This window comes from Oceanicaulis sp. LC35, assembly GCF_052055585.1.
Taxonomy (GTDB): Bacteria; Pseudomonadota; Alphaproteobacteria; order Caulobacterales; family Maricaulaceae; genus Oceanicaulis.
The window spans coordinates 311,106-331,725 of record NZ_CP170485.1 but is presented as its reverse complement, the minus strand read 5'-3'; the positions used below and the strand labels follow the sequence as shown (position 1 = coordinate 331,725).

Genomic DNA, 20,620 nt, shown 5'->3' with positions numbered 1-20,620 from the left:
CGGCTTAGGCGGCGGACGCCTTGTCAGCCGAGATCAGCTTGGTTTCGGATTTGCCGTTCACGGCGATCCGACGCGGTTTTTTCGCTTCGGGAATTTCACGCTCCAGCTGGATGCGCAGCAGGCCGTTCTGAAGGCTGGCCTCACGCACCTGGACATGGTCGGCGAGATGGAAGCGACGCTCGAAAGAGCGCTCCGCAATACCGCGATGCAGGTAGTTGCGCTGCTCTGCGTCTTCTGACGGCACGCGCTTGCCTGCAATGGTCAGAACATTTTCCTGAACTTCAATGTCGAGATCGTCTTCACCGAACCCGGCCACGGCGAGCTCGATCTGATACTCGTGTTCAGAGAGCTGCTCGATATTGTACGGGGGGTAGCCGCCGCTCGGCTCCAGCTTGGCCGCGTTGTCGATCATGTTGGCCAGACGGTCAAATCCGACAATGGTGCGGTAAAGCGGCGAGAAATCAGTAGTACGCATGAGTTCGATCCTCCTTGGAAGCGATCGGGCCCGCGTGCGGGCTATGGTTTCAGAGTTCACCTTCAAGGCCACCCGCAGCGTGCAGCGTAACCCCTCCGGTAATCCGTAAAGCCCCGTTCGGCGGCTCTACGTCAATTGAATTGGGTAAGCCAATTGGAGGGCGCAAGAGGTCAACGCCATTTTTTTCAACTTCGCGTCAACGAACGCGCTCGCGCCATTGTGAGCGAGTGCATTCCAGCTCTATGATCAGCACAATCTCGGCTAACCGGAGTGAGTACATGCAACGTCTGACAGCCCTTCTTTTCACCGTCTCGGCCTGCGCCGTCCTGGCCGCCTGCGGCGCCCCGACTGCGGACGAGGAGCAGGATGCTTCCGCACCCGCCGCAGACATGTCCGCCGACGACTCCGCCAGCATGGATGAGGGCCTCGACGGCGCTCAGGACATGATGGACGAGGCCGAAGGCGCCGAGGCTGGCAGCCTGAGCTGGGCCCTGGAAGGCGACTGGCGCGGCGATGACGCGCAAGCGCGCGACGCCTACCGCCATCCGCAGGAAACCCTTGAGTTCTTTGGCATCGATCCGTCCGGTCGCGTCATGGAAATCTGGCCGGGCGGCGGCTGGTACACGGATGTGCTGGCGCCCTGGATCAATGCCAATGGCGGCGAATACATCGCCGTCTGGTCTGACATCGCGCCGGACAATGAACGCGCCCTCGCCTTCCGTCAGAGCTTTGAAGACAAGTTCGGCGACGAACCTTTTGGCGACGTGACCATGGCGACGTTTGACAGCGAAACCGGCCCCATCGCAGAGCCGGGTTCCGTCGACGCCATCGTAACCTTCCGCAACACCCATTCGTGGATGAGCCGCGGCATCGCGGAGAAAGCCTTCAGCGATTTCTATGATGCGCTCGCACCGGGCGGCGTTCTGGGCCTGGTCCAGCACCGCCTGCCGGCGGACCGCGTTCAGGATCCGCGCGCCAGCACCGGCTATGTCCAGCAGGACCTTGTGGTCTCCATGGCGGAAGAGGCGGGCTTCGAGCTGGTTGAAGCCAGCGAGATCAACGCCAATCCGGCCGACACCGCCGACCACCCGTTTGGCGTCTGGACCCTGCCGCCGGTGTCGCGCACCTCTGATTTCGGTGAACCGGCGGATCCGAACTTCGACCGCGCGCCCTATGACGCGATCGGGGAATCTGACCGGATGACCCTGTTGTTCAGAAAACCCGCGGGCGAGTAGAACGCAAACGCCGGTCTGGTCCGCTAGGCCGGCGTTTTTGCTTCAGCCTATCGCGCAGCCGGCGCCAGCAGGTCCAGCGCCCGGGCATGCAGTTGGGGCGTCGCCGCCGCAAGCATCTGCCCGCCCTCATGAGCCGGGCCGCCGCGCCAGTTCGTAATGACCCCGCCCGCACCGCTGACCACAGGGATCAGGGCGCCCACATCCCAGGCCTTGAGCCCGCTCTCGATCACCAGATCCACGCCCCCTGCCGCCAGTGCGGCATAGGCATAGGCGTCCAAACCGTAGCGGCGCACTTTCGCGCCTTGCGACAGGATGCTGAAGCATTCAGCTTCCTCCCCGGCAAAGAGCCCGGGATCGGTTGTCGACACGATCGCGTCCTCAATCCGCTCCACACCCGAGCGGGTTCGAAGCGGTTGTCGCGAACCTGCATGCTCCAACCACGCCGCTTCATTCAAAACGCCGCTATAGCGCTCGCCCGTGAACGGCTGGTCGATAATGGAAAGAAGGGGGCCATCCGGCCCGTATAGCGCAATCAGAACGCACCAGGTCGGCAGTCCTGCAATGAAGGCACGTGTGCCATCAATCGGGTCAATAACCCAGGTTCGCCCCGATTGACCGACGGTCTCCGCCTGCTCTTCACCCAGCACGCCATCCTGAGGACGGGCCTCGGCCAGAAGCGCACGGATCCGCGCCTCGATGGCGCGATCTGCTTCGGTAACGGGATCAAACTCGTGCGCCGGCTTGGCGTCGACGCGAAGCCCGGTCCGGAAGTGCTGCAGAGCAATGGGACGCGCAGCGTCCGCCAGTTGAGCGGCCAGCGCCAACTCTGCAGTCACATCCAGATCGGGCATCAGGAACTCGGCGTTTGACGTCAGCGATTAGGCGACGTTTTCACCCCGGGCATCCGGGTCCAGGGACCGGGCCAGCTCGAGAAGACGACGACGCGGCCGCTCATTGAGCTTGTAGTAAGCGCGGACCAGATCGAGCGTCTCTTTCTGGGAGAGCACGTCAGCAGCGACGTTCTCGCCTTCAGGCGCGGCGGATTCGCCAGACCCTTGAAGGCCTTCGTAGAAGTACTGCACCGGCACATCGAGCGCTTCAGCGAGCTCGAACAGGCGAGATGCGCTGACGCGGTTGGCGCCGCTTTCATACTTCTGGATTTGCTGGAAGCGAATACCGACCGATTGCGCAAGCTGCTGCTGGGTCAGGCCCAACAGACGGCGACGGCGACGGATCCGCTTACCCACGTGATGGTCAATTGCATTGGTCATTGTGAAAACCCTCGATCAAACTTTTCTCGTTGCGACTCCCCCGTCATCATCGCAACACGACACTTCAATGACACCTGAGATATGGCACAGCACAGCTCGCCTCGCAAGTGAACACAGCAGCACAAATCGCGCTCCAGGAAAGACTCTTGGAATATGCTTTCCAAAAAACTTTACTCCGCGGCAAGTCTACCTGTGTGCTCTGTATAAATCATAGACTTGGCCCACGTCTGAAGGCGTTCTGTCAAGTTGGCCATATTAGACGAAGGTTGCACATCGGCTTCGTGCAAATACAATCCGCGATTGATTTCTACTTGCATCACATGGACGCCAATCAAAGGCTGACCATAGTGCTCCGTCGTGTACCCCCCGGCATATGGACGGTTCCGGGTTACCGCAAAGCCCAGTGATTTGAAATACGCTTCTGCATGGTTGATCAAATTTCTCCCGCAGGACGCGCCAAATCGATCTCCAAGTACGATATCCGCCCCTCGTCCGGATGAGGACGGCATGGAGTGGCAATCAATCAGAACTGCGTGCCCGAACTGGTCAACGATCTGACGGATCTGGTTCTTCAAAGCTTCGTGATAAGGACGGTAATACGCGTCTAGTCTTCGACGCCCCTCACAATAGTCGATCTTGCCCGGATGAATGCTGCGCCCGTCCGCCGCCAGTCGCGGGATCACGCCAAGACCAGCCGAGGTCCGGGCATTGGGCGGCGCAAAACCAGCCGCAGGAACCCCGTCAAACAATCTGGCGTCCAGCTCGTCCGGCCCCCGGTTCGGGTCTACAAAGGCGCGCGGAAAGACCGCCTCGACAAAACTTGCGCCTAGCTCGGTCACACAGCTGAAGAACTGATCTACATAGGCGTCCTCTGACCGACGCAGCACCGTCAAGGGCGCACAGGCCTGTTTCAGGAACCCGTCCTCATAGCACCGCCCGGAATGGGGCGAGGCGAAGATGAAGGGCGATGTGCGCACCTCAGGCTCATGAACCATCACGGGTTCATAAATGTCGCCAATCAGAGAGTCTTGGGCCGGTTGCATGCGTCGATTGTGAGCCCTGTACGCTGCAGGTCAATGAGACATAGGAGCCCACTGACAAATCAGCTCCGCCACTGCCAGTGCGTTCAGGTGACTTTTACGAGTTTGGGTTAGCCTTTCCGTTGGTGGAAACAGACAAGGGGGCGGCGATGGCCCGCATTCTTCTCGCAGAAGACGATGACTCCATGCGCGACTTCCTGGCCAAGGCGCTCAATCGCGCCGGCCATGAAGTGGACGCCGTGGCGGATGGCGAGGAAGGGCTCGACGCCCTGGGCGAAACGCCCGGCGCCTATGAATTGCTGCTGACGGATATCGTCATGCCCGGCGTAGACGGCATTGAGCTGGCGCGACGCGCGGCGCAGATCGACGCAGGGCTGAAAATCATGTTCATCACCGGCTTTGCAGCCGTGGCGCTGAACGCAGGGGCGCAAGCGCCCAACCAGGCCAAGGTCCTGTCAAAGCCCTTCCACCTGCGCGACCTCGTGGATGAAGTCGCCAAGGTCGTGGCTGCCGCCTGAATCAATCAGCCCCCTCTTTTCCAAGAGGGGGCTGATCAGGATCTTCAAAGTTTCAAGATCAACGCGGATCCGGCGGATTGTGCTCCATCAGGAAGTCATGGAGCGCCTGCACGGTGATCATCCGCGAATTGCGGAACAACAGATTGTGTCCGTCGCCTTCGATCGTCACCAGTTCAACCGGTTTGCCCGCAGCCTGAACGGCGTCGCGCATGATCTCGGACTGCTCGTACGGCACGATGAAGTCTTCACGGCCGTGGATCAGCATCAGCGCAGGCGCATTCGCCGGAATGTTGCGCGCCGGAGAAATGGCGATCATTTCATCACGCTGCGTGCGCCAATCGCCTATGTATTCGGTCCAGTAGTTCACCGAACCGACACCGCCGGGCTGATTTCCCTGCCAGGCCATCATGTCCAGAATGTCCGACACCGGAGCGCCGGCGATGGCGCAACGATAGGTGTCCGGCGTCAGTGAGTAGCCGGCCAGCGCGGCATACCCGCCGTAAGACCAGCCAAAGATGCAGACGCGGTCCGCATCGACCATGCCCTGCTCGACAAAATGCTGGACCGATGTGGTCACATCGTCCTGCATCAGCCGGCCCCATTCGCCATGACCCAGGCGGACAAAGTCATCGCCCTGACCGTCAGAACCGCGGAACTGCGGCTGGAACACCAGATAACCCATTTCAGCCAGCGGCTGGGCCCAGAAGTCAAAGCCGTAGGAATCCCGGGCCTGGGGACCACCGTGCGGCAGCACCACCATGGGCAGGTTTTCAAGCGGGCGATCCACAGGATGGGTCATATAACCCCAGAGACGCAGGCCGTCGCTGGAGCGGTATTCCACCGTCTCGACCGGGTGAATGCGGTCTTGCGGAACTTCCGGGTACTGGGTCTGCAGGAAGGACAGCTCACCCGAGCTGCGATCCAGAAGATAATAATCGGTCGAGGTCTGACCGCCGGAGACGGAGATCACGAACCGGTTGGCGTCACGGTCCCAGCTGCTCAGCGCGACATCACTGTCGGGAAATATCTCGCTGATCTGCTGGTGCAGCTGGCCAAATTCGTCGTCGAACCAGGTGTAGCCCCGGCGACGGCCATCCCAGGATGCCGCAATCACGGCGCCTGTACGCCAGTCCGTCACGAAGCCGCCCAGGTCAAAGCCTTCCGGCGCCACCAGACTGCTCTGGATCTCGCCCGTTTGAAGATCAAACAGGGAGCCGCGCATCAGGTCATCATCCACGAGCTCGGCGAACCAGACACCGCTCCCGTCGGCGCTCGGCGCCACCAGGTTACCGACGCGCGCCTCGATACGGCGGCCAGACCGGCCAAAATCATCAAACGCGATGTCTTCCTCATGGACCATCTGCGCATTGCGCTGGTCCAGACGGAACACCCGCAGCCAGCGATCCTCATAGGAGAAATCCTGGCGCGCGATCGGATTGGCGTTGGCGTCAAGCACCCAGTTGGACGTGTTGGGCGTGCCACGCAGAATACGGCGATAGTCGTCCCGGTCGAGATCATACTCGTACAGGTTCACTTCCACATACCGGCCATCACCGCGGTTGCGCCCTGCAGCGCCTTCACGGAAGCGGGCAATGCTGGCGGAAACGATGATCTTGTTCGGCTGATCCGGAAGGATGGCCTCGATCTGGGCGTTCGGAGCGAACTCCGTGTAATCGCCCTCTTCCAGGTCCCAGACGACCAGACGGCCAATGTCGGCCTGATCAGCGGGCGCGCCAGGAAGACGGGTCCGCTCCCGGTAAGAGACCAGCAGATAGCGGTCAGACAGCCAATTCACGCCGAACGCCAGCAGGTCGTTGATGTCCTGCGAGCTCGCGTCAAAAGCCTGAGCCGGGCCGCCATTGAGCGACGTGACCAGCAATCTCATCTCGGAGCGGTCTGCGCCGGTGAGCATGGCGAGCTGCTCGCCATTGGGTGAAATCCGGACCTGCGTGATTTCCGGCAGGCGTGCATACGCACTGAGATCTATGGTCGGCTGGGCGTTTGCCGCCCCTCCGCCAACCATGAAGCTGAGCGCCAAGGCCCCTAAGGCCGAGGATGCCCATCTGGCATGTTTCAGAAACACTTCCGTTCTCCCCTGAACGTCTATGTGATTTAGGGCTCTAGGTAACTTCAATACCTGTTCGCCTTCAAGCTTAGAGGGTATATGATTGGACGGAACGCGTCTCAAAAAACATCCGTTCGCAGGAGTGCAGAAATTGATCCGAACATTGTTGACTTGCACGGTTCTGGCTGCGGCCGCAACCCCGATCAGCTTCGCACAGGATTCCCGCGCCGAAGCGCTCGCCCGGTGCGCCCAGATCACCAATGATCAGGCGCGCCTGAGCTGCTTTGACATCGTCATGGGCGGCGGCAGCGCGACCAACGCCGCACAAACCGGCTCCGCCGCATCGCAATCAGACACCGCCGTCGCTGTTGGCGAAGGGGATGATTTTGGTCGTCCGGATACGACGGCAGGGTCCGCGCTGCGCTTCCCGTCCATCCCCACCCCGCAGTTTCCGTCGTTCGGCCAACAGGATGGCGAAGCACTCGCGGGAGAAAACGGATCCGGCCAGGTTGCGCCCGACACCGAAATCATCGAGCGCAACAGCAGCGGCGATCCCAGCCGCGTCATGATGCAGATCGACCGGATTTCCACCCACGGCTACAACACCAAACGCTTCCACATGACCAATGGTCAGGTCTGGGAAGTCACTGACGGCATGCGCTTCTCGATCCCGCGCAATACGCAGAACCTGTCCGCGGAAATCAGAACCGCATCCTTCGGTGGCTATTTCCTGCGTATCGAAGGGGAAGGTCGCGCGATCCGGGTCCAGCGCATCGACTAAAGCGCCCCGAAAGAACGCACACAAACAAGGCCCGCAGCACATGCTGCGGGCCTTTTTCGTTGCGCGTCAGAGCCCAAAAGAAGAGGCCCGCAGCTAAGCTGCGGGCCTCTGTTAGTTCAGCAATTGCTTGCTGGATTAGAACTGCTTGGTCACGTTCAGGAAGAAGCGACGGCCAAGGAGGTCGTAACCCGAGCCCAGCTGTGCGTTGGAGGAAGCTTGGGTGCTGCCGGAAGCGTCCTGGTCGATGATGACCGGATCTTCGTCGAACACGTTGTTCACACCAGCGCGGATGACCCAGGTGTCGCGAGAGTAGGACACCGACAGGTCGTGGTAGTACTGAGCATCAGCTTCGGTAACGACCGAAGAGAAGTCCAGCCACGGGGTGGACGGATCGTCGTTCTCGACGCAACCAGCCATTTCGCAAGCTGCGTAGATACGCTGACCGTACGGGGTGTCGGAACCCGGGGTGGTGTCGTTGTAGATAGAGGCTTGCTCACCCACATAACGCATCCGCCACAGAGCCGACCAGTCACCACGGCTGATACGCGTGTTCAGCGTACCGCGCCATTCGGGGTTGCCCCAGTCACCAACGTAGTTGTTCACTTCGGAGTCAGCGGTGGTCTGGTTGAGGATCTCGTCAGACCAGGTCCAGACGGTGTTCACGTCCAGGTTGAAGCCGCCGAAGAAGCTTTCCGGAATGTCGTAGTTGAAACGCGCGTTGAAGTCGACGCCAGAGGTTTCCTGGGTCGAAACGTTGAACGGCGTGTTGTCCACGAACCGCAGAAGCCCGGTGTTCGGATCACGTTCACGACGCGAGCAGAACACGTTGTTCGGGAAATCTGAGGAGTTGTAGCACTCGCTCAGAGAGAATGCGGTGCCCGGGATGGCGATGGAGTCATCGACGGAGATGTCGAAGTAGGTCACGCCCAGGGTCAGGTCGAAACCGTCAAACCAAGGCTGCTCGAAGACCGCACCATAGCTGATCGCTTCGGAGGTTTCCGGATCCAGACCCGGGTTACCTGCGCGGAAGGATTCGATCGACGGGGTGCCGGTCAGACCCAGAGAGAACGGATCCACACCTTCAGCCTGACAGTTCGCGATCACGATCGGATCACGGTTGTCTTCGGTCGGGTCATAGACGCCAGCGTTCTGAGCTGCACTCGGCACGACGCACGGATCGGCGAAGCCCGAGGAGAAACCCGTCTGGCCGCCCAGGAACAGTTCCCGCACGTTCGGCGCGCGGAAGGACGTGCCGTAGGTGCCGCGGAAGGTCAGCGAGTTGGTCGGAGACCAGGAACCACGGATCGAGTAGGTTTCGTTCTCACCGTAGAATTCGTGGTCGGTCAGACGCGCCGCCAGGTCGATCGTGAGGTCTTCAGCGAACGCCACGCCGGACAGGACCGGGATGGAAGCTTCGCCGTAGAACTCGAGCAGGTTCACGGAGCCACGGGACAGACGGTCGGCGAAGAAGCCGGCGCCACGGCCTTGAGCCGCAACGGTGTCCACACCGGAGTCCAGGCCATCTTCACGCCATTCGACACCCGCCACGACGGAGACGTCGCCAGCCGGCAGGGTGAAGACCGGGCCGGTCACGAAGCCGCCAGCGATCTTCTGATCAACCGTGGTGGTCACGGTGCGTTCGATCAGCAGATAGTCGAGCTCTTCCTGCGTTGCGAAAGAGGTCGCGCTTTGGCCGTCATAAGCATAGAGGCTCGGAGCGAACAGGTTGACCGGCACACAGCTGTCCGGGCCAAGGAAGCCGAACAGTTCAGCGTCTTGCGGCGTGCCGCAGACGATTTCGCCGTTCTCGACGCGGGTGGTGTAGATGCTGTGACGCAGACGGTCTTCATCGATACCCGGACGCGAGGAGTAACCCATGGAGCGGGTGTAACCAGCGAACAGTTCCCAGCTCCACTGCGGAGCGTTGATGGCCGCCAGGTCGCCCGTCAGGCCGCCGATCAGGCGGGTCTGCTGGACTTCCAGGTCAATGTTGCCGCGCTCGACCGGCAGCGACAGGATCGGAACCGCGTCAACGCCGAACGGGTTGAACGGGTTGGAGCCCGGAACGGTCGGGAAGAGCTGACCGTGGAAGGTGTTCTTCACAGCGGTCTGGCTGTTGGAGTGCGAGGCCTCGATGAATGCGTTGATGCCTTCGATGCCGAACACCGGACCCAGGTCGCGGTTGGCGGTCAGGAACATCGAGTAACGCTGGGATTGCGGGATGATGTCATCGCCGCCTTCCAGGTAGGAAGAACGCGCACGCAGGTCTGCAGAATCACCCGTACCGAAGCCGGTGCCGACCAGAAGGCCGAAATCTTCTGCGCCGTTGAAGTACACGTCACGGCCTTGCAGGGACGGGTTGTAGTTGGTCAGGTCAACATTGCCGTCAACGTATGCGGAGTAGATACGCGCACGGTTGATGATGGAGCCTTCGCACTCGGACAGCATGTTGCCGTTGGCGTCCAGCTCGATGTCGCGCGAGCAGTACAGGCCGCTGTCGGGATCTTGAGCCCAGTCGCGGTCACGAACTTCAAGCTCGTCCTGGTTGAAGTATTCCATGGCGAACATGAAGGACGAACGCTCGGTGGAGTCACCCATCAGGATGTTCCAGCGTTGCGAGTCGCCGCCAGACTGTTCCGGCACGGACACGAAGCCGTCGACCTGCAGGCCGTCGAACTCGTCGCGCAGGATCACGTTGACCACGCCGGCCACGGCGTCAGAACCGTAAACGGAAGACGCGCCGTCAAGCAGGATGTCGATGCGAGAAATCATCGAGGACGGGATCAGGTTCACGTCCGGAAGCGCCGGAGCGCCTTCCACACCAGCCGGTGCGAAGCGACGGCCGTTGATCAGGACCAGGGTCTGGTCAGGGTTCAGGCCACGCAGCGAGACGTTGTTCGCGCCCGGGCCGCCGTCGGTGACGAAAGCCGAGGTGATGGTGGAGTCCAGCTGCACGCCCTGTGCAACGGTGGTCGTCTGAAGGATTTGCGCGGCGTCGATCAGACCGGCGTCACGGATTTCTTCAGAGTCGATCACCTGCAGCGGTGCGGTCGAGGTAAAGGAGTCGCGGCGAATCCGCGAACCCGTCACCACGATGGTGTCTTCAGAGGCTTCTTCTTCCTCTTCCTGAGTCTGTGCCGATTGATCCGCTTCTTGAGCGAAAACCGGGGCGCCGCCCATGGACAGCGCCGCAACGCCAGCCAGAACGGTCGAGCGCAACAGGCGCTCTTTAGTAGAAATGCTCACGATCGTTCCCCTTCGGATTTGATCTTCGCCCAGTTGGACGAAGGCGGTAGCGCATATTTTTTTACGCTTGCGCAGATTTCTAAATCAGGAAAAGGAAGCCTCAAAGAGCCGGATCACAGATTTGACACATTCTCGTACGGCTTTCGCCCCCAATGTTGCTTTTTTGCAATAATCCCGTCAGGCGCGGGAAGCCGGGGCGGCGCATGCAGAACGAGCTGCAAAACATTCGTCACTGGGCAGTCTGAGCGATTGACAGGGCCAAGTCGTCCGACTTATTACGCGTCCTCCCTCGCGGCCCCGGTCGCAGGGCCTATGGCAAGCCATAGCGGGCGCGTAGCTCAGTTGGTCAGAGCACTACGTTGACATCGTAGGGGTCACAAGTTCGAATCTTGTCGCGCCCACCATTCCCTACCCAGCATCCTCAAGACCCGACCTTCTGACACGTCAGAAGAACGCTCATGCGCTCATAGACCAAGGCCGCGCTGAGCGCGGCCCTGTCTTGTGCCTGTGACTGAAAAGACTCAGAGACGGTCGAGCAGATCCTGCTCGAGATCACGCAGGCGGGTGCGGGCCCGACGCCAGCCCCACCACAGCGCCACAACCTTCGAGCCATCCACCAGATAGCGCTTCCACATGCGGCGAGGCTCCGCCATCAGGCGGAACATCCATTCAAGGCGCAGGGTCTGCATCCATCTGGGCGCCCGACGCGCCTTGCCGGACAAGAAGTCCAGAGAAGCGCCCACGCACAGGCCCACGCCCGTACAGTCACCGCGCTCGAGACAGGCTTCCGCCACCAGCTCCTGCTGGGGCGATCCCACACACAAAAAGCTGAAGCGGCACGGATTGGCGGCCACAAAGGCGGCGCACTCGGCGATCGCCTCAGGGTTGGACTTCAGGCCCATGGGCGGCTGATGCCAGCGAATATCGGTCAGGCCGTACCGCGCCTTGAGCCCCTCGATAACCCCTTCACCGCCGCCGATCACGACAACCGGCTCACTCGGATCAATCACTTGATCAAACAAGGCCTCGGTCAGGTCGGAGCCCGTCGTGACATCCACCTCCTGGCCTGACAGCTCGGCAATCAACTCCAGAACCCGGCTGTCACAGACCGTCAGCCAGGCCTGGGCGTAGAGCCGGGCCAGCACGGTTTCGCCCTGCAGCCGGACCAGATGATCCACATTGGGGGTGACCACGAAGGCAAACGGCGCCGATGCGGGACGTTCGGCGATGCGTTTGAGCGCGACATCGGCCGAGATCCGGTCAAACGCCGCATTCAGGAACCAGATATGGCGCGCACTCTGCCTACGATCCTGACCACTCCAGGCCTCCTGTGAGGACACGGCGTTCAGCGTTCCGGGATCAAGATGCGCGTTCATCGTGCCGTTTTGCTCCAGTCAGAATGACGTCAAGCAAACAGGAGCAAAAAGGGCGCCGCATCCAATGGCGCGCCTGCGTGCATCTTACCGGCAAACCCGCCACGGATGAAACGCCATGCCCGTCTCTGATCATGTTCTGGCTTTAACGCTGGGCTCCGTCGCCGCCGGCCTGCTGCTTCTGGCCTCACCCGGGCAGGCTGGCCGGGCGGCAGGCGCCTATGTGCAGCTTCAAAGCGGGCCCCTCACCCTGGAGCTGGGCGGCCCGGCTTATGTGCGTCTGGGCACCCGCGCGGACTGTTTGAGCCGGCGCTGTCCGCTTCTGAACCTCAGCTTTGAGCCCTCATCCCCGGCGCAGGGCCCGCCAGGCGAAGCGCGCCGGGTGCAGACTTGCGAGCGCGGCGCGCTCGAGCGGGGCTGGTTCATCGCAAAGCGCGCTGACGAGGGCCTCGGCGAGGAGTGGCGCGTGTGCGAAACCGCGCGCCCCGAAACCGCCTAGGACGAAAAGACCGGAAGGCGCCAGGGGCGCATCGTGTGGCGCGGGGCCGCCCTTTGCATGACTGCGCCAGACCGTTTCAAACCCGGCTGGCGGCAAAGCGCCTACAAGCGGCAAACGGTCCGCGACCGCCGCGCGGACGCCTGACCAACTCCCCTGACGTTCACCCAGCGGGATGGGCCCGCCCGGCGCGGCCTCAGCCAAGGTTCGCAAGGCCTCTTCCGCATCCTCGATCGCGCCCGGATCGGCGCTTTTCTCATGGGTTGCGCCGATCAGCATCAGATCATCCAGCCGGGCGGCGTACCCGCCCCAATTGGCGGGCGCGCGCAGGTCAAAGGTGCTGTCAAACAGACCCACCTGCCCCGCCGTGGGCTCAAGAGACAGGCCATGCTCTGACAGGAGCGCATGCTGTTCCCATCCGCCCGCCAGGACGACCCCGGCATAAGGCCCGAAGACGCCGCCGCCTGCGCCCTGAAGCCGCCAACCGCCCTCAACCTGCTCCAAACGATCGATCCTCACATCCTGACAGGCCGCGCCCCCCGCCAGAGCGGGAACAAGCGCCTCGGGCCGGATCTGAGCGGCGTTGGACATCCACAGCGCCCCCGCCTCGCCGCCGAGCCCGCATCTATCCGCCGCTTCGACGGGGTCCAGAAAGCTGAAGCTGTCATCCAGCGCATCCGCCAGCTGAACCAGACGCTCCGCGCCCTTTGTGTCCGCCGCCAGTCGCACTACGCCGGTGGGCTCGAACCCCACGAGATCGCGATAGAGCGTGCGCGCATAGTCGAACGCCGCCAGCAGGGCGCGATTGTGCGGACGGTCGCCCAGCTCCAGCCTGGGCGTCAGCAAGCCACGTGGCGCGCCAGAAGCCCCAGCCGCCCAGCCGCCTTCTGCGAACACATCCACGCTGCGCCCCCTCAGGGCTAAAGCGTGAACCAGACTGGCTGCGGCGATGCCGCCGCCAATGATGGCGATGGGGCCGTCTGTCGGTTGCGCTGAGGGGAAAGGCGTCGGCTCCGCCACGTGTTCGGCGCCCTTGAAGATGGCTTCCAGCCGTTCGCGCTTGCGCCCGAAGCCGGGCTTTTTCTCGACACTGAAGCCAGCCGCTGCGAGGCCGCGCCTGACAGCGCCCGCCACCGTAAACGTGACCGCCGGAGCGCCGGGCGCGCTCAATCGCGCCAGTTCGGCGAAGACATCGGTGTCCCACATGTCGGGGTTCTTGGCGGGCGCGAAGCCATCAAGGAACCAGGCATCCGCCTTGAACGCCATGTTCGGCAGCGCGGTCTCGGCCAGATCATGAAAGACGGTCAGCATGACGCGGCCGTTCTCGAACACACGCCGGTGCGGGCCTTTGTGCGGGCTTGGCCAGACTTCGGTCAGTTGCGCGCTTAACGCCGCCAGCTCGGGAAAGGCTGACAGCGCCCGCTCCGCATCCGCCTTGTGAAGCGGGAAGCCCTCTATGCTGACAAAGTGCAGGCGCGCATCAGACGGCGCGGTTTTCACAAACAGATCCCACAGCGCCAGAAAGTTCAGCCCGGTGCCAAAGCCCAGCTCGGCCACCACGGTCGAGCGCCCCTTGGCGAAACGATCCGGGAAATTCGCGGCTTGCAGGAAAACCGAGCGGGTTTCCGCCAGGCCATCCTCGGCGGAGAAATAGACATCGCCCGCATCCACTGCGACCGGGCCGGTCTCGGTCCAGTCGATCCGTGCGTGGGGGCGTTTGAGGGCGTAAGGATCAAGGTTTTCAGACATGACAGCGCCCGCCTTGGCCAAAGACCAGGGCGGGCGCAAGGGGAAATGTCAAATGCGCTGCGCGTGAGCCTAGATCGTCGGCGCGTTGGAGCTGGCTTCCTCAAGCTCGGCGAAGCTCGGCTGGAAGGAGCTCGGCACATTGCCGCGACCGATCTCGACGGAGATCTGGGCGGCGTTGCCGTGCAGGTGCGCCACCAGAACCGCCTGGATGATCTTGTAGAAAGCGCCCTCTTCTTCGTAGATCTCGTTCAGGCGCGCCGCGAACGGGCCGACCAGGCCATAGGCCAGGAACACCCCGAGGAACGTCCCCACCAGCGCCGAGCCGATCTTGGCGCCCAGCACCGTCGGGGGCGAGTCGATCGCGCCCATGGTCTTGATGATGCCCAGCACTGCGGCCACGATCCCCAGCGCCGGAAGGGCGTCGGCCATGCTTTGCAGGGCGTGGGCCGGGGTGGCGGCCTCGTGATGGTGCTTTTCGATCTGCTTTTCCATCGCGTCCTCGACCTGGTGCGGGTCCTCGAGGTTCATCGTCATCATCCGCAGCGTGTCGCAGATGAAGTCGATGGCGAAATGGTCCTTCATGATCTTGGGATAGGCGGAGAAGATCGAGCTGTCGTGCGGGTTCTCGATATGAGTCTCCAGCGCGATCACGCCCTTGGTCTTCATGGTCTTGGTCAGCTGAAACAAGAGGGTCAGCAGGTCCATATAATCCTGCTTGCCCCATTTGGGGCCGGAGATCAGCTTGGCGAAATCGCCCGCCGTCTTGGTGACCGTGCCCATGGAGTTAGAGATCAGGAAGGCGCCGATCGCAGCGCCGCCGATCATCATCAGTTCGAACGGCAAGGCCGCGACGATGATGTCGAAGTGACCACCGGCGAGCGTAAAGCCGCCGAACACCATGCCGAACAGGACCACAATCCCGATAATCTGAAACATTCCCACCACCCGTTCTAGGCAACGTCTGAAGACCCGGCGGCTCCTGCCGCTCTGTCGCCTTCAGCGTCCGATTTCGGGACGGTTATACGCGCTGATGCTTAAGGCCGGGTTTGCGTGCTGTTAGGAGGTGGGAAAGACTCTGGAGTTGGCTGGGGCGCTACTCATTTCGCCCGTCCGTGTTTGATGCTCGAACATAAGCCCCAGCACCAAGCACGACGACAGCCACATGGTTGCCACAGCTGGCCCGCTCTCTCAAACACAAGTCAGCTGCCTCTAATTACCCACAAAGCATTCGCCTTAATTTGGTTCGGATCTGAACACCTTAGACTCTGCATCAGATACATATGAATCGACCTGCGATCCGCAGGGAATATAGAATGTATAATCAACTACGTTATTTGACTGATAAAAGTCTATCAATGGAAAAGCCTGATCACGCATAACTGCGGTAGCTCCAAGCCCTAGATACATGTAATTGGTAGAAAGGTCGTATTCTTTCCGAACCTCGCAGTAGCCACCTGTGTTTCCCCGATCAACAAGCGCCAACAATTGTTGTTCAGAAGTAAGGCCCTCGTAGTTTTCTACAAATATCACATGGCTATCGGGAGAGGCCGTAATCACTGGGTCCTCGATATCAAGTAAGTCACGCGCAAACACATCGATGTCGGCTTCCAGCTCTATCTGTGAACAGGGATGCGCGCGGAATAAACCCACTTCAAAGAGAGTAGGAAAGTCACTCCGGTAAATCCGCGCCCCCACCCGTTCACTTACCGCTTCAAATGCGATCACGCGCTCTTCACTGCTCAGGGGTCGTAAATCAAGAATTGCAGCACACGGACTAGCATCCTCATCGCTTACCACGATCAGGCCTTGCGCTGGGTATGTTGCAGGCAATTCGACACACCCGACGATATGCAAGCCCATCACGATCGTCGCTGCGCAAGATTTCATGGATGCCATCATTGAATATCCGCCAGTGTCACGCAAGTATTTTCAGGTGTTGTTGGAGCATGGGTTACTTCAATTTCCCACCGATATGCATATCTGCCTACAAATCTTTTCCACGGCTTACGCTGTGCCATATGCCCCCGCAGACCAAGCGCGGCTATCTCTGTTCTTGAAACCGGAAGCCGAACCGGAAGTCGAGAAACTTCCAATTGGCTTTGCGTCGCAGATAGGCAGCCCGTGACGCTTCTGAGTTAGTTACCCCTTCGTCTTGCCCCTTAATGTGCGGGCTAGCTGTACGAGCCCCACGCATAGCCGCCCTGCTCGCATAGGCATGGACGGCGCGGGCGGGCGGGCCTATGTCTGTAAGCCTATGAACCCGCCCTATGATCCCGCCAATCCGTCGAGCCCTGATGTGCGCAGGCGCGCCTTCCGGCTTTTATTCCTGTGCCTGATCGCGACCTCCATCGGCAATTCCATGCTGTTTGCGATCCTGCCGCCGCTGGCGCGGGAGCTACAGGTGGACGAGATATTTGTCGGGGCAATCTACACGGTTTCCGCGCTTCTGTTTCTGGTGATGAGCCCGGTCTGGGGCGCCTTGTCAGACCGGCATGGCCGCCGCCCGCTGATCGTGTTCGGCTTGTCCGCCTTTGCAGGCTCCTGCCTCGTCTTTGCGGCGGGCGCATGGGCGGGTCAGGTGGGCCTTCTGCCGCCCATGGCGGCGATCATCGCCATGGCGATGGCGCGGTCGATCTTTGGCGGGCTGGGCTCAGCGACGAACCCCGCCGCGCAAGCCTATGTGGCCGACCGCACCGAACCTGCAAAGCGCACCCGAGCCCTGTCGAGCCTGACAGCAGCGTTCGGGCTTGGGACCGTGATCGGTCCGGCGCTGGCGGGCTTTTTCTCCCACCGGATCGGCATTTCCACCTTCATGGTGCTGGTCGCCTTGCTGGTGGGCGTGGCGGCGGTGTGCGTGCGCCTGTTCCTGCCTGAACAGACCCCGCCCCAGAAAAAGGGCCGCCCCATCAATCCGCTGGTACAGTTCAAGTTCGCGGCGGATCCGCGCCTGACCGCCTTCATGATCTATGGCTGCGCCATGTGGATGGCCCAGGCGGCGAGCCTGCAATCGCTGAGCTTTTACATCATGGACCGCTTGGGCATGGACGCGGCGGGCGGGCTGCAGCTGGGCTCGATCGCGCTTACCGCAGGCGCGGCGGGCCTGATCTTCGCCCAGCTTGTCGTGATCCCGGTGCTGAACACCTCTCCGCGCGTTCTGATGATCATCGGGGCGGTGATGGTGGTGCTGGGCAATGTGACCATGGTCTTCGCGCCCAACTACGCGGTGATCGTGGTGGGCTACATGTTCAACAGTTTCGGCTTCGGCCTCGCCCGCTCAGGCTTCACCGCGGGCGCGTCGCTGGCGGTCGAACCTGAAGAGCAAGGCCGGGCGGCGGGTCTGACCACCGCCACGGCGGGCGTGGGCTTCATGATCGCGCCCATTACCGGGCTGTGGCTCTATCAGAGCGTCGCGCCAGCAGCCCCGTTCGAATTGAACGCCAGCCTCGCCGTGATTGGCTGCGCGCTGGCGCTCCTGCATCCGCGCGTCCGAGAGACGACGGCGGCGCTGGTCCCCAATGTCGAGGACACGCCGCCCGCCTGAGCGGGACTTACTGCGCCCGCGCCATCACCGCCTCATACGCCAGACGCCCGGCATAGCCGTCCGGCGTCAGGCCATTGGCGGCCTGGAAGGATTTCAGCGCCGCGCGGCTGTTCGCCCCGAAAATACCGTCCACGCCCCGTGTGTCATGACCAAGATCGGTCAGGGTCTGCTGCAGCTCACGCGATTGGGAGCGGGTGATCGGCGGATTGTCTTCCGGCCAGCCGCCCGGCAGCGCATCCAGCCCGTCAAAACGCTTGGCGAGATAGCTGACGCCCAGCGCATAGGCGGTTGAATTGTTGTAGCGCATGATGACGTCGAAATTGGTGAAGGCCATGAAGGCCGGACCCGACGCGCCTGCAGGCAGCACGATGCGGGCGGGACGATACAGATCATCCGGGCTCCACTCCCCGCTCACCGGCCGCACGCCATCCATCGCCCAGGCCGACACGGCGCGGCGGTCGCGTTCTTCCCAGCCCGCAAAGTCAAAACCCTCCGGCAGAGCGACTTCGGTGACGACCGGCGCGCCGGTCTGCCAGCCCTCGCTGCGCAGCAGGTTTGCGGCTGATCCCAGCGCATCAATTTCACTGCTCCAGATGTCGCGGTGGCCATCACCTTCCACATCCACAGCCGTCCGCATGTAGGTGGTGGGAATGAACTGGGTCTGGCCCATCGCCCCCGCCCAGCTGCCTGTCAGCTGGTCACGATCAGCGTAGCCGCGCTCCAGCATTTCAGAGACAGCCAGCAACTGGCTCTCGGCGAAGCTGCGGCGGCGACCTTCCCAGGCGAGCGTCGCCAGCGAGCGGACAATGTCGAAATCACCCTGAATGACGCCATAGGCGCTCTCAAGCCCCCAGACGGCGGTGAGAATGTCCGCATCGACGCCAAATTGTGATTCGACCCGTTCAAGGGAGTCGCGATGGGTTGCCTGAGCGCTGAGGCCGTTCTGAGTGCGCGCATCGGACGCTGCGCCTTCGAGATACTGCCAGACCGGACGCACGAATTCAGGCTGGGACTGATCGCGCTCGATGATGCGGGAATCAGGCTCCAGCCCGTCCATCATCAGCGCAATCGTGGCCGGCTGGGCGCCATGATCGGCCAGGCGTGTGCGGAAGCCGTTGGCCCAATCCTCAAAGCTTGTCTCCTGCGCGCCCGCCGCTGATGAAACCAGCACGGTCGCGGTCAGAACCGCAGCCTTGAACAGTGTACGTACCATCATGAAGATCCTGAACTCGCCTTTGCGCCCCTCGCCGAAGCAGATGATAACGCTGCTTGCGCGCACTTGCGAGGCGCCAGAAGCGTTGACTCTGCGCTGAGGGTTGAGTACATCGCGCCCTCTTGAATTTTCCGGGGGCCGTTATGTCCTCCACCCGCTTTTAGCTAGGGCGACGACCATGAAAGTGCGCAGCTCCCTGAAGTCCTTGAAAAACCGCCACCGCGACTGCCAAGTCGTGCGCCGTCGCGGCAAGGTCTACGTGATCAACAAAACCGACCCGCGCTTCAAAGCCCGCGCCGGCTAGACAGCCGTGTCGCGCGCGGTTCTCTGGGACCTGGGGCATACCCTGGTCGACTGGGACCCGCGCCGGGTCTACAGATCTCTGTTATCTGACGACGCCGCCGTGGAGCAATTCCTCGGCGGTGTTTGTACGATGGCCTGGCACACCGAGCATGATCGCGGCGTGCCCATGGCCGAGAACCGCAAGCCCCTGATTGACGCCCACCCCGACAAGGCCGAGCTGATCACGGCCTGGGACACGCACTGGCCGGACATGTTCGACGGCTGGATCACTGGCATGGAAGCGGTTGTGGACGCCCTGAACGCGCAAGGCGTCGCGCAATACGCCCTGACCAATCTGCCCGCCGAGAAATGGTCTCATATCGAAGAGACCTATCCCAAGATCGCCGCGTTTGACACCGTCGTGGTCTCGGGCGCGGAGAAGATGGTCAAACCCGATCCCCGTCTTTATCAGCTGACCATCGACCGCATCGGCCACGCGCCTGAGGACGTGCTGTTCATCGATGATCGCGAGGACAATATCCGCGCCGGCATCGAAGCGGGCTTCAAGGGCCATGTCTTCCGCGGCGCCGAGGGCGCGATACAGGCGATCCGCGATCACGGGATCGCGCTCTAGCCCGCGCATCCGGGCTCAACGCCCGCCCGCAGCGCTGTGCAAGTGCAAACTCTTCACCCTGAAAACGCAGAGCCTGCTTGCCGCATGGGTCAGGACGCGTATCCTCAGCGGCGATGATGCTGCTCAGCCTCCTGGCCGCCCTGCAGGCGATGCCGCTTGACCTCGCTCCAACGCAGGAGACGGCCGAGCCGCGCGTGCATCAGTCCATCGACGCGCATCTGGACGACAAGCTGTTGTCGCTCGCCAGCGAGACCGATGAAGACCGCGCCGCCAATCTGGCCGATGAAGTGCGCTCGCTCTGGCGTCAGCAAGCAGGCGCGACCGCAGACCTGCTCCTGCAACGCGGCGCTGAAGCGCGCGAACGCGGCGATATCAACACTGCCTGGCGCAGCTATGACCATTTGCGCGCGCTGGAGCCGGACTATGCCGAGGGCTGGGTGGTTTCCGCCGAGCTGGCGGTTCAGGCGGCGGACTGGGAATTCGCCCTGCAAGCGCTCAATCAGGCGGTGACGCTGGATGAGCGCCGGTTTGACGCCTGGGCGCTTCTGGGACGGGCGCTTGAGCAGGCGCAGGCGCGGGAGGCGGCGATGGAGGCCTATCGCGAAGCGGTGATGCTCTACCCCCTGCACCCGGCGGCTGGCCCCGCCCTTGCCCGGCTCGAGCGCGAGCTGGCGGGACGCGCGCTCTAGGCGCGGTTTGGG

General features: G+C 62.0%; 19 protein-coding genes and 1 tRNA gene. 9 read left to right on the top strand and 11 right to left on the bottom strand.

Annotated features, from left to right (window positions below):
* Nucleotides 1–4: 4 nt before the first annotated feature.
* The gene (locus ACFELO_RS01560) at nt 5–475 is read right to left on the bottom strand and encodes an Hsp20 family protein (protein ID WP_440958820.1); all 471 of its coding nucleotides are present in this window, start codon (nt 473–475) and stop codon (nt 5–7) included.
* 278 nt (nt 476–753) lie between these two features.
* Between ACFELO_RS01560 and ACFELO_RS01555 the strand changes: the two genes are divergently transcribed.
* Entirely contained in the window at nt 754–1,710 is a 957-nt protein-coding gene (locus ACFELO_RS01555; RefSeq protein WP_440958819.1) for a class I SAM-dependent methyltransferase, read from the top strand.
* A gap of 47 nt (nt 1,711–1,757) precedes the next feature.
* Here ACFELO_RS01555 and ACFELO_RS01550 read toward each other — a convergent pair whose 3' ends face one another.
* The 3 genes from ACFELO_RS01550 to ACFELO_RS01540 form a co-directional block, all read right to left on the bottom strand.
* Nucleotides 1,758–2,561 (bottom strand): inositol monophosphatase family protein, encoded by an 804-nt coding sequence (locus ACFELO_RS01550; RefSeq protein ID WP_440958818.1) that lies wholly within the window; start codon nt 2,559–2,561, stop codon nt 1,758–1,760.
* Between the two features lie 27 nt (nt 2,562–2,588).
* Nucleotides 2,589–2,981 carry a helix-turn-helix domain-containing protein gene (locus ACFELO_RS01545; protein ID WP_440958817.1) on the bottom strand — a complete coding sequence of 131 codons (393 nt, stop codon included), beginning with the start codon at nt 2,979–2,981 and terminating at the stop codon, nt 2,589–2,591.
* Nucleotides 2,982–3,151: 170 nt separating this feature from the next.
* A complete protein-coding gene (locus ACFELO_RS01540; RefSeq protein WP_440958816.1) occupies nt 3,152–4,024 on the bottom strand; it encodes an N-formylglutamate amidohydrolase in 873 nt (290 codons plus the stop codon).
* 146 nt (nt 4,025–4,170) lie between these two features.
* Between ACFELO_RS01540 and cpdR the strand changes: the two genes are divergently transcribed.
* A complete protein-coding gene (cpdR, locus tag ACFELO_RS01535) occupies nt 4,171–4,539 on the top strand; it encodes a cell cycle two-component system response regulator CpdR (protein ID WP_440958815.1) in 369 nt (122 codons plus the stop codon).
* A gap of 58 nt (nt 4,540–4,597) precedes the next feature.
* On the opposite strand, the gene ACFELO_RS01530 is transcribed toward cpdR, so the two are convergent.
* A complete protein-coding gene (locus tag ACFELO_RS01530) occupies nt 4,598–6,577 on the bottom strand; it encodes an alpha/beta hydrolase family protein (RefSeq protein ID WP_440958814.1) in 1,980 nt (659 codons plus the stop codon).
* A 178-nt stretch (nt 6,578–6,755) separates the two neighbouring features.
* On the opposite strand from ACFELO_RS01530, the gene ACFELO_RS01525 reads away from it, so the two are divergent.
* Nucleotides 6,756–7,385, top strand: coding sequence for a hypothetical protein (locus ACFELO_RS01525; RefSeq protein ID WP_440958813.1), 630 nt, complete (start codon nt 6,756–6,758; stop codon nt 7,383–7,385).
* A 135-nt stretch (nt 7,386–7,520) separates the two neighbouring features.
* On the opposite strand, the gene ACFELO_RS01520 is transcribed toward ACFELO_RS01525, so the two are convergent.
* Nucleotides 7,521–10,631, bottom strand: coding sequence for a TonB-dependent receptor plug domain-containing protein (locus tag ACFELO_RS01520; RefSeq protein ID WP_440958812.1), 3,111 nt, complete (start codon nt 10,629–10,631; stop codon nt 7,521–7,523).
* A gap of 327 nt (nt 10,632–10,958) precedes the next feature.
* On the opposite strand from ACFELO_RS01520, the gene ACFELO_RS01515 reads away from it, so the two are divergent.
* Nucleotides 10,959–11,035: transfer RNA gene (locus ACFELO_RS01515), tRNA-Val, on the top strand.
* Between the two features lie 117 nt (nt 11,036–11,152).
* On the opposite strand, the gene ACFELO_RS01510 is transcribed toward ACFELO_RS01515, so the two are convergent.
* From ACFELO_RS01510 to ACFELO_RS01495, 4 genes are all read right to left on the bottom strand, one after another.
* The gene (locus ACFELO_RS01510) at nt 11,153–12,007 is read right to left on the bottom strand and encodes a WecB/TagA/CpsF family glycosyltransferase (protein ID WP_440958811.1); all 855 of its coding nucleotides are present in this window, start codon (nt 12,005–12,007) and stop codon (nt 11,153–11,155) included.
* A gap of 340 nt (nt 12,008–12,347) precedes the next feature.
* Complete coding sequence (gene mnmC / locus ACFELO_RS01505; RefSeq protein ID WP_440958810.1) at nt 12,348–14,249, bottom strand: bifunctional tRNA (5-methylaminomethyl-2-thiouridine)(34)-methyltransferase MnmD/FAD-dependent 5-carboxymethylaminomethyl-2-thiouridine(34) oxidoreductase MnmC; 1,902 nt, start codon at nt 14,247–14,249, stop codon at nt 12,348–12,350.
* Between the two features lie 69 nt (nt 14,250–14,318).
* A complete protein-coding gene (gene motA, locus ACFELO_RS01500; RefSeq protein ID WP_440958809.1) occupies nt 14,319–15,185 on the bottom strand; it encodes a flagellar motor stator protein MotA in 867 nt (288 codons plus the stop codon).
* Between the two features lie 297 nt (nt 15,186–15,482).
* Nucleotides 15,483–16,136 carry a hypothetical protein gene (locus tag ACFELO_RS01495; protein WP_440958808.1) on the bottom strand — a complete coding sequence of 218 codons (654 nt, stop codon included), beginning with the start codon at nt 16,134–16,136 and terminating at the stop codon, nt 15,483–15,485.
* Between ACFELO_RS01495 and ACFELO_RS01490 the strand changes: the two genes are divergently transcribed.
* Nucleotides 16,135–16,374 (top strand): hypothetical protein, encoded by a 240-nt coding sequence (locus ACFELO_RS01490; protein WP_440958807.1) that lies wholly within the window; start codon nt 16,135–16,137, stop codon nt 16,372–16,374. The two genes, ACFELO_RS01495 and ACFELO_RS01490, sit on opposite strands and share 2 nt — an antisense overlap.
* Nucleotides 16,375–16,503: 129 nt before the next feature.
* Nucleotides 16,504–17,790, top strand: a complete 1,287-nt coding sequence (locus ACFELO_RS01485; protein ID WP_440958806.1) for an MFS transporter — start codon at nt 16,504–16,506, stop codon at nt 17,788–17,790.
* 7 nt (nt 17,791–17,797) lie between these two features.
* Here the strand turns inward: ACFELO_RS01485 and ACFELO_RS01480 are convergent, their stop codons facing one another.
* A complete protein-coding gene (locus tag ACFELO_RS01480) occupies nt 17,798–19,006 on the bottom strand; it encodes a lytic murein transglycosylase (protein ID WP_440958805.1) in 1,209 nt (402 codons plus the stop codon).
* A gap of 175 nt (nt 19,007–19,181) precedes the next feature.
* On the opposite strand from ACFELO_RS01480, the gene ykgO reads away from it, so the two are divergent.
* The 3 genes from ykgO (at nt 19,182) to ACFELO_RS01465 (ending at nt 20,608) form a co-directional block, all read left to right on the top strand.
* Complete coding sequence (gene ykgO / locus ACFELO_RS01475) at nt 19,182–19,307, top strand: type B 50S ribosomal protein L36 (RefSeq protein WP_009801967.1); 126 nt, start codon at nt 19,182–19,184, stop codon at nt 19,305–19,307.
* A 6-nt stretch (nt 19,308–19,313) separates the two neighbouring features.
* Nucleotides 19,314–19,919 (top strand): HAD family hydrolase, encoded by a 606-nt coding sequence (locus ACFELO_RS01470; protein ID WP_440958804.1) that lies wholly within the window; start codon nt 19,314–19,316, stop codon nt 19,917–19,919.
* A gap of 116 nt (nt 19,920–20,035) precedes the next feature.
* Entirely contained in the window at nt 20,036–20,608 is a 573-nt protein-coding gene (locus ACFELO_RS01465; RefSeq protein ID WP_440958803.1) for a hypothetical protein, read from the top strand.
* Nucleotides 20,609–20,620 lie beyond the last annotated feature (12 nt).

Coding starts and splice junctions, on each gene's coding strand:
- ACFELO_RS01540 (WP_440958816.1), bottom strand. CDS start 4,024: ATGCAACCGGCCCAAGACTCTCTGATTGGCGACATTTATGAACCCGTG.
- ykgO (WP_009801967.1), top strand. CDS start 19,182: ATGAAAGTGCGCAGCTCCCTGAAGTCCTTGAAAAACCGCCACCGCGAC.
- ACFELO_RS01495 (WP_440958808.1), bottom strand. CDS start 16,136: ATGAAATCTTGCGCAGCGACGATCGTGATGGGCTTGCATATCGTCGGG.
- mnmC (WP_440958810.1), bottom strand. CDS start 14,249: ATGTCTGAAAACCTTGATCCTTACGCCCTCAAACGCCCCCACGCACGG.
- ACFELO_RS01510 (WP_440958811.1), bottom strand. CDS start 12,007: ATGAACGCGCATCTTGATCCCGGAACGCTGAACGCCGTGTCCTCACAG.
- ACFELO_RS01485 (WP_440958806.1), top strand. CDS start 16,504: ATGAACCCGCCCTATGATCCCGCCAATCCGTCGAGCCCTGATGTGCGC.
- ACFELO_RS01480 (WP_440958805.1), bottom strand. CDS start 19,006: ATGATGGTACGTACACTGTTCAAGGCTGCGGTTCTGACCGCGACCGTG.
- ACFELO_RS01490 (WP_440958807.1), top strand. CDS start 16,135: ATGGATGCCATCATTGAATATCCGCCAGTGTCACGCAAGTATTTTCAG.
- motA (WP_440958809.1), bottom strand. CDS start 15,185: ATGTTTCAGATTATCGGGATTGTGGTCCTGTTCGGCATGGTGTTCGGC.
- cpdR (WP_440958815.1), top strand. CDS start 4,171: ATGGCCCGCATTCTTCTCGCAGAAGACGATGACTCCATGCGCGACTTC.
- ACFELO_RS01545 (WP_440958817.1), bottom strand. CDS start 2,981: ATGACCAATGCAATTGACCATCACGTGGGTAAGCGGATCCGTCGCCGT.
- ACFELO_RS01550 (WP_440958818.1), bottom strand. CDS start 2,561: ATGCCCGATCTGGATGTGACTGCAGAGTTGGCGCTGGCCGCTCAACTG.
- ACFELO_RS01555 (WP_440958819.1), top strand. CDS start 754: ATGCAACGTCTGACAGCCCTTCTTTTCACCGTCTCGGCCTGCGCCGTC.
- ACFELO_RS01560 (WP_440958820.1), bottom strand. CDS start 475: ATGCGTACTACTGATTTCTCGCCGCTTTACCGCACCATTGTCGGATTT.
- ACFELO_RS01465 (WP_440958803.1), top strand. CDS start 20,036: ATGCTGCTCAGCCTCCTGGCCGCCCTGCAGGCGATGCCGCTTGACCTC.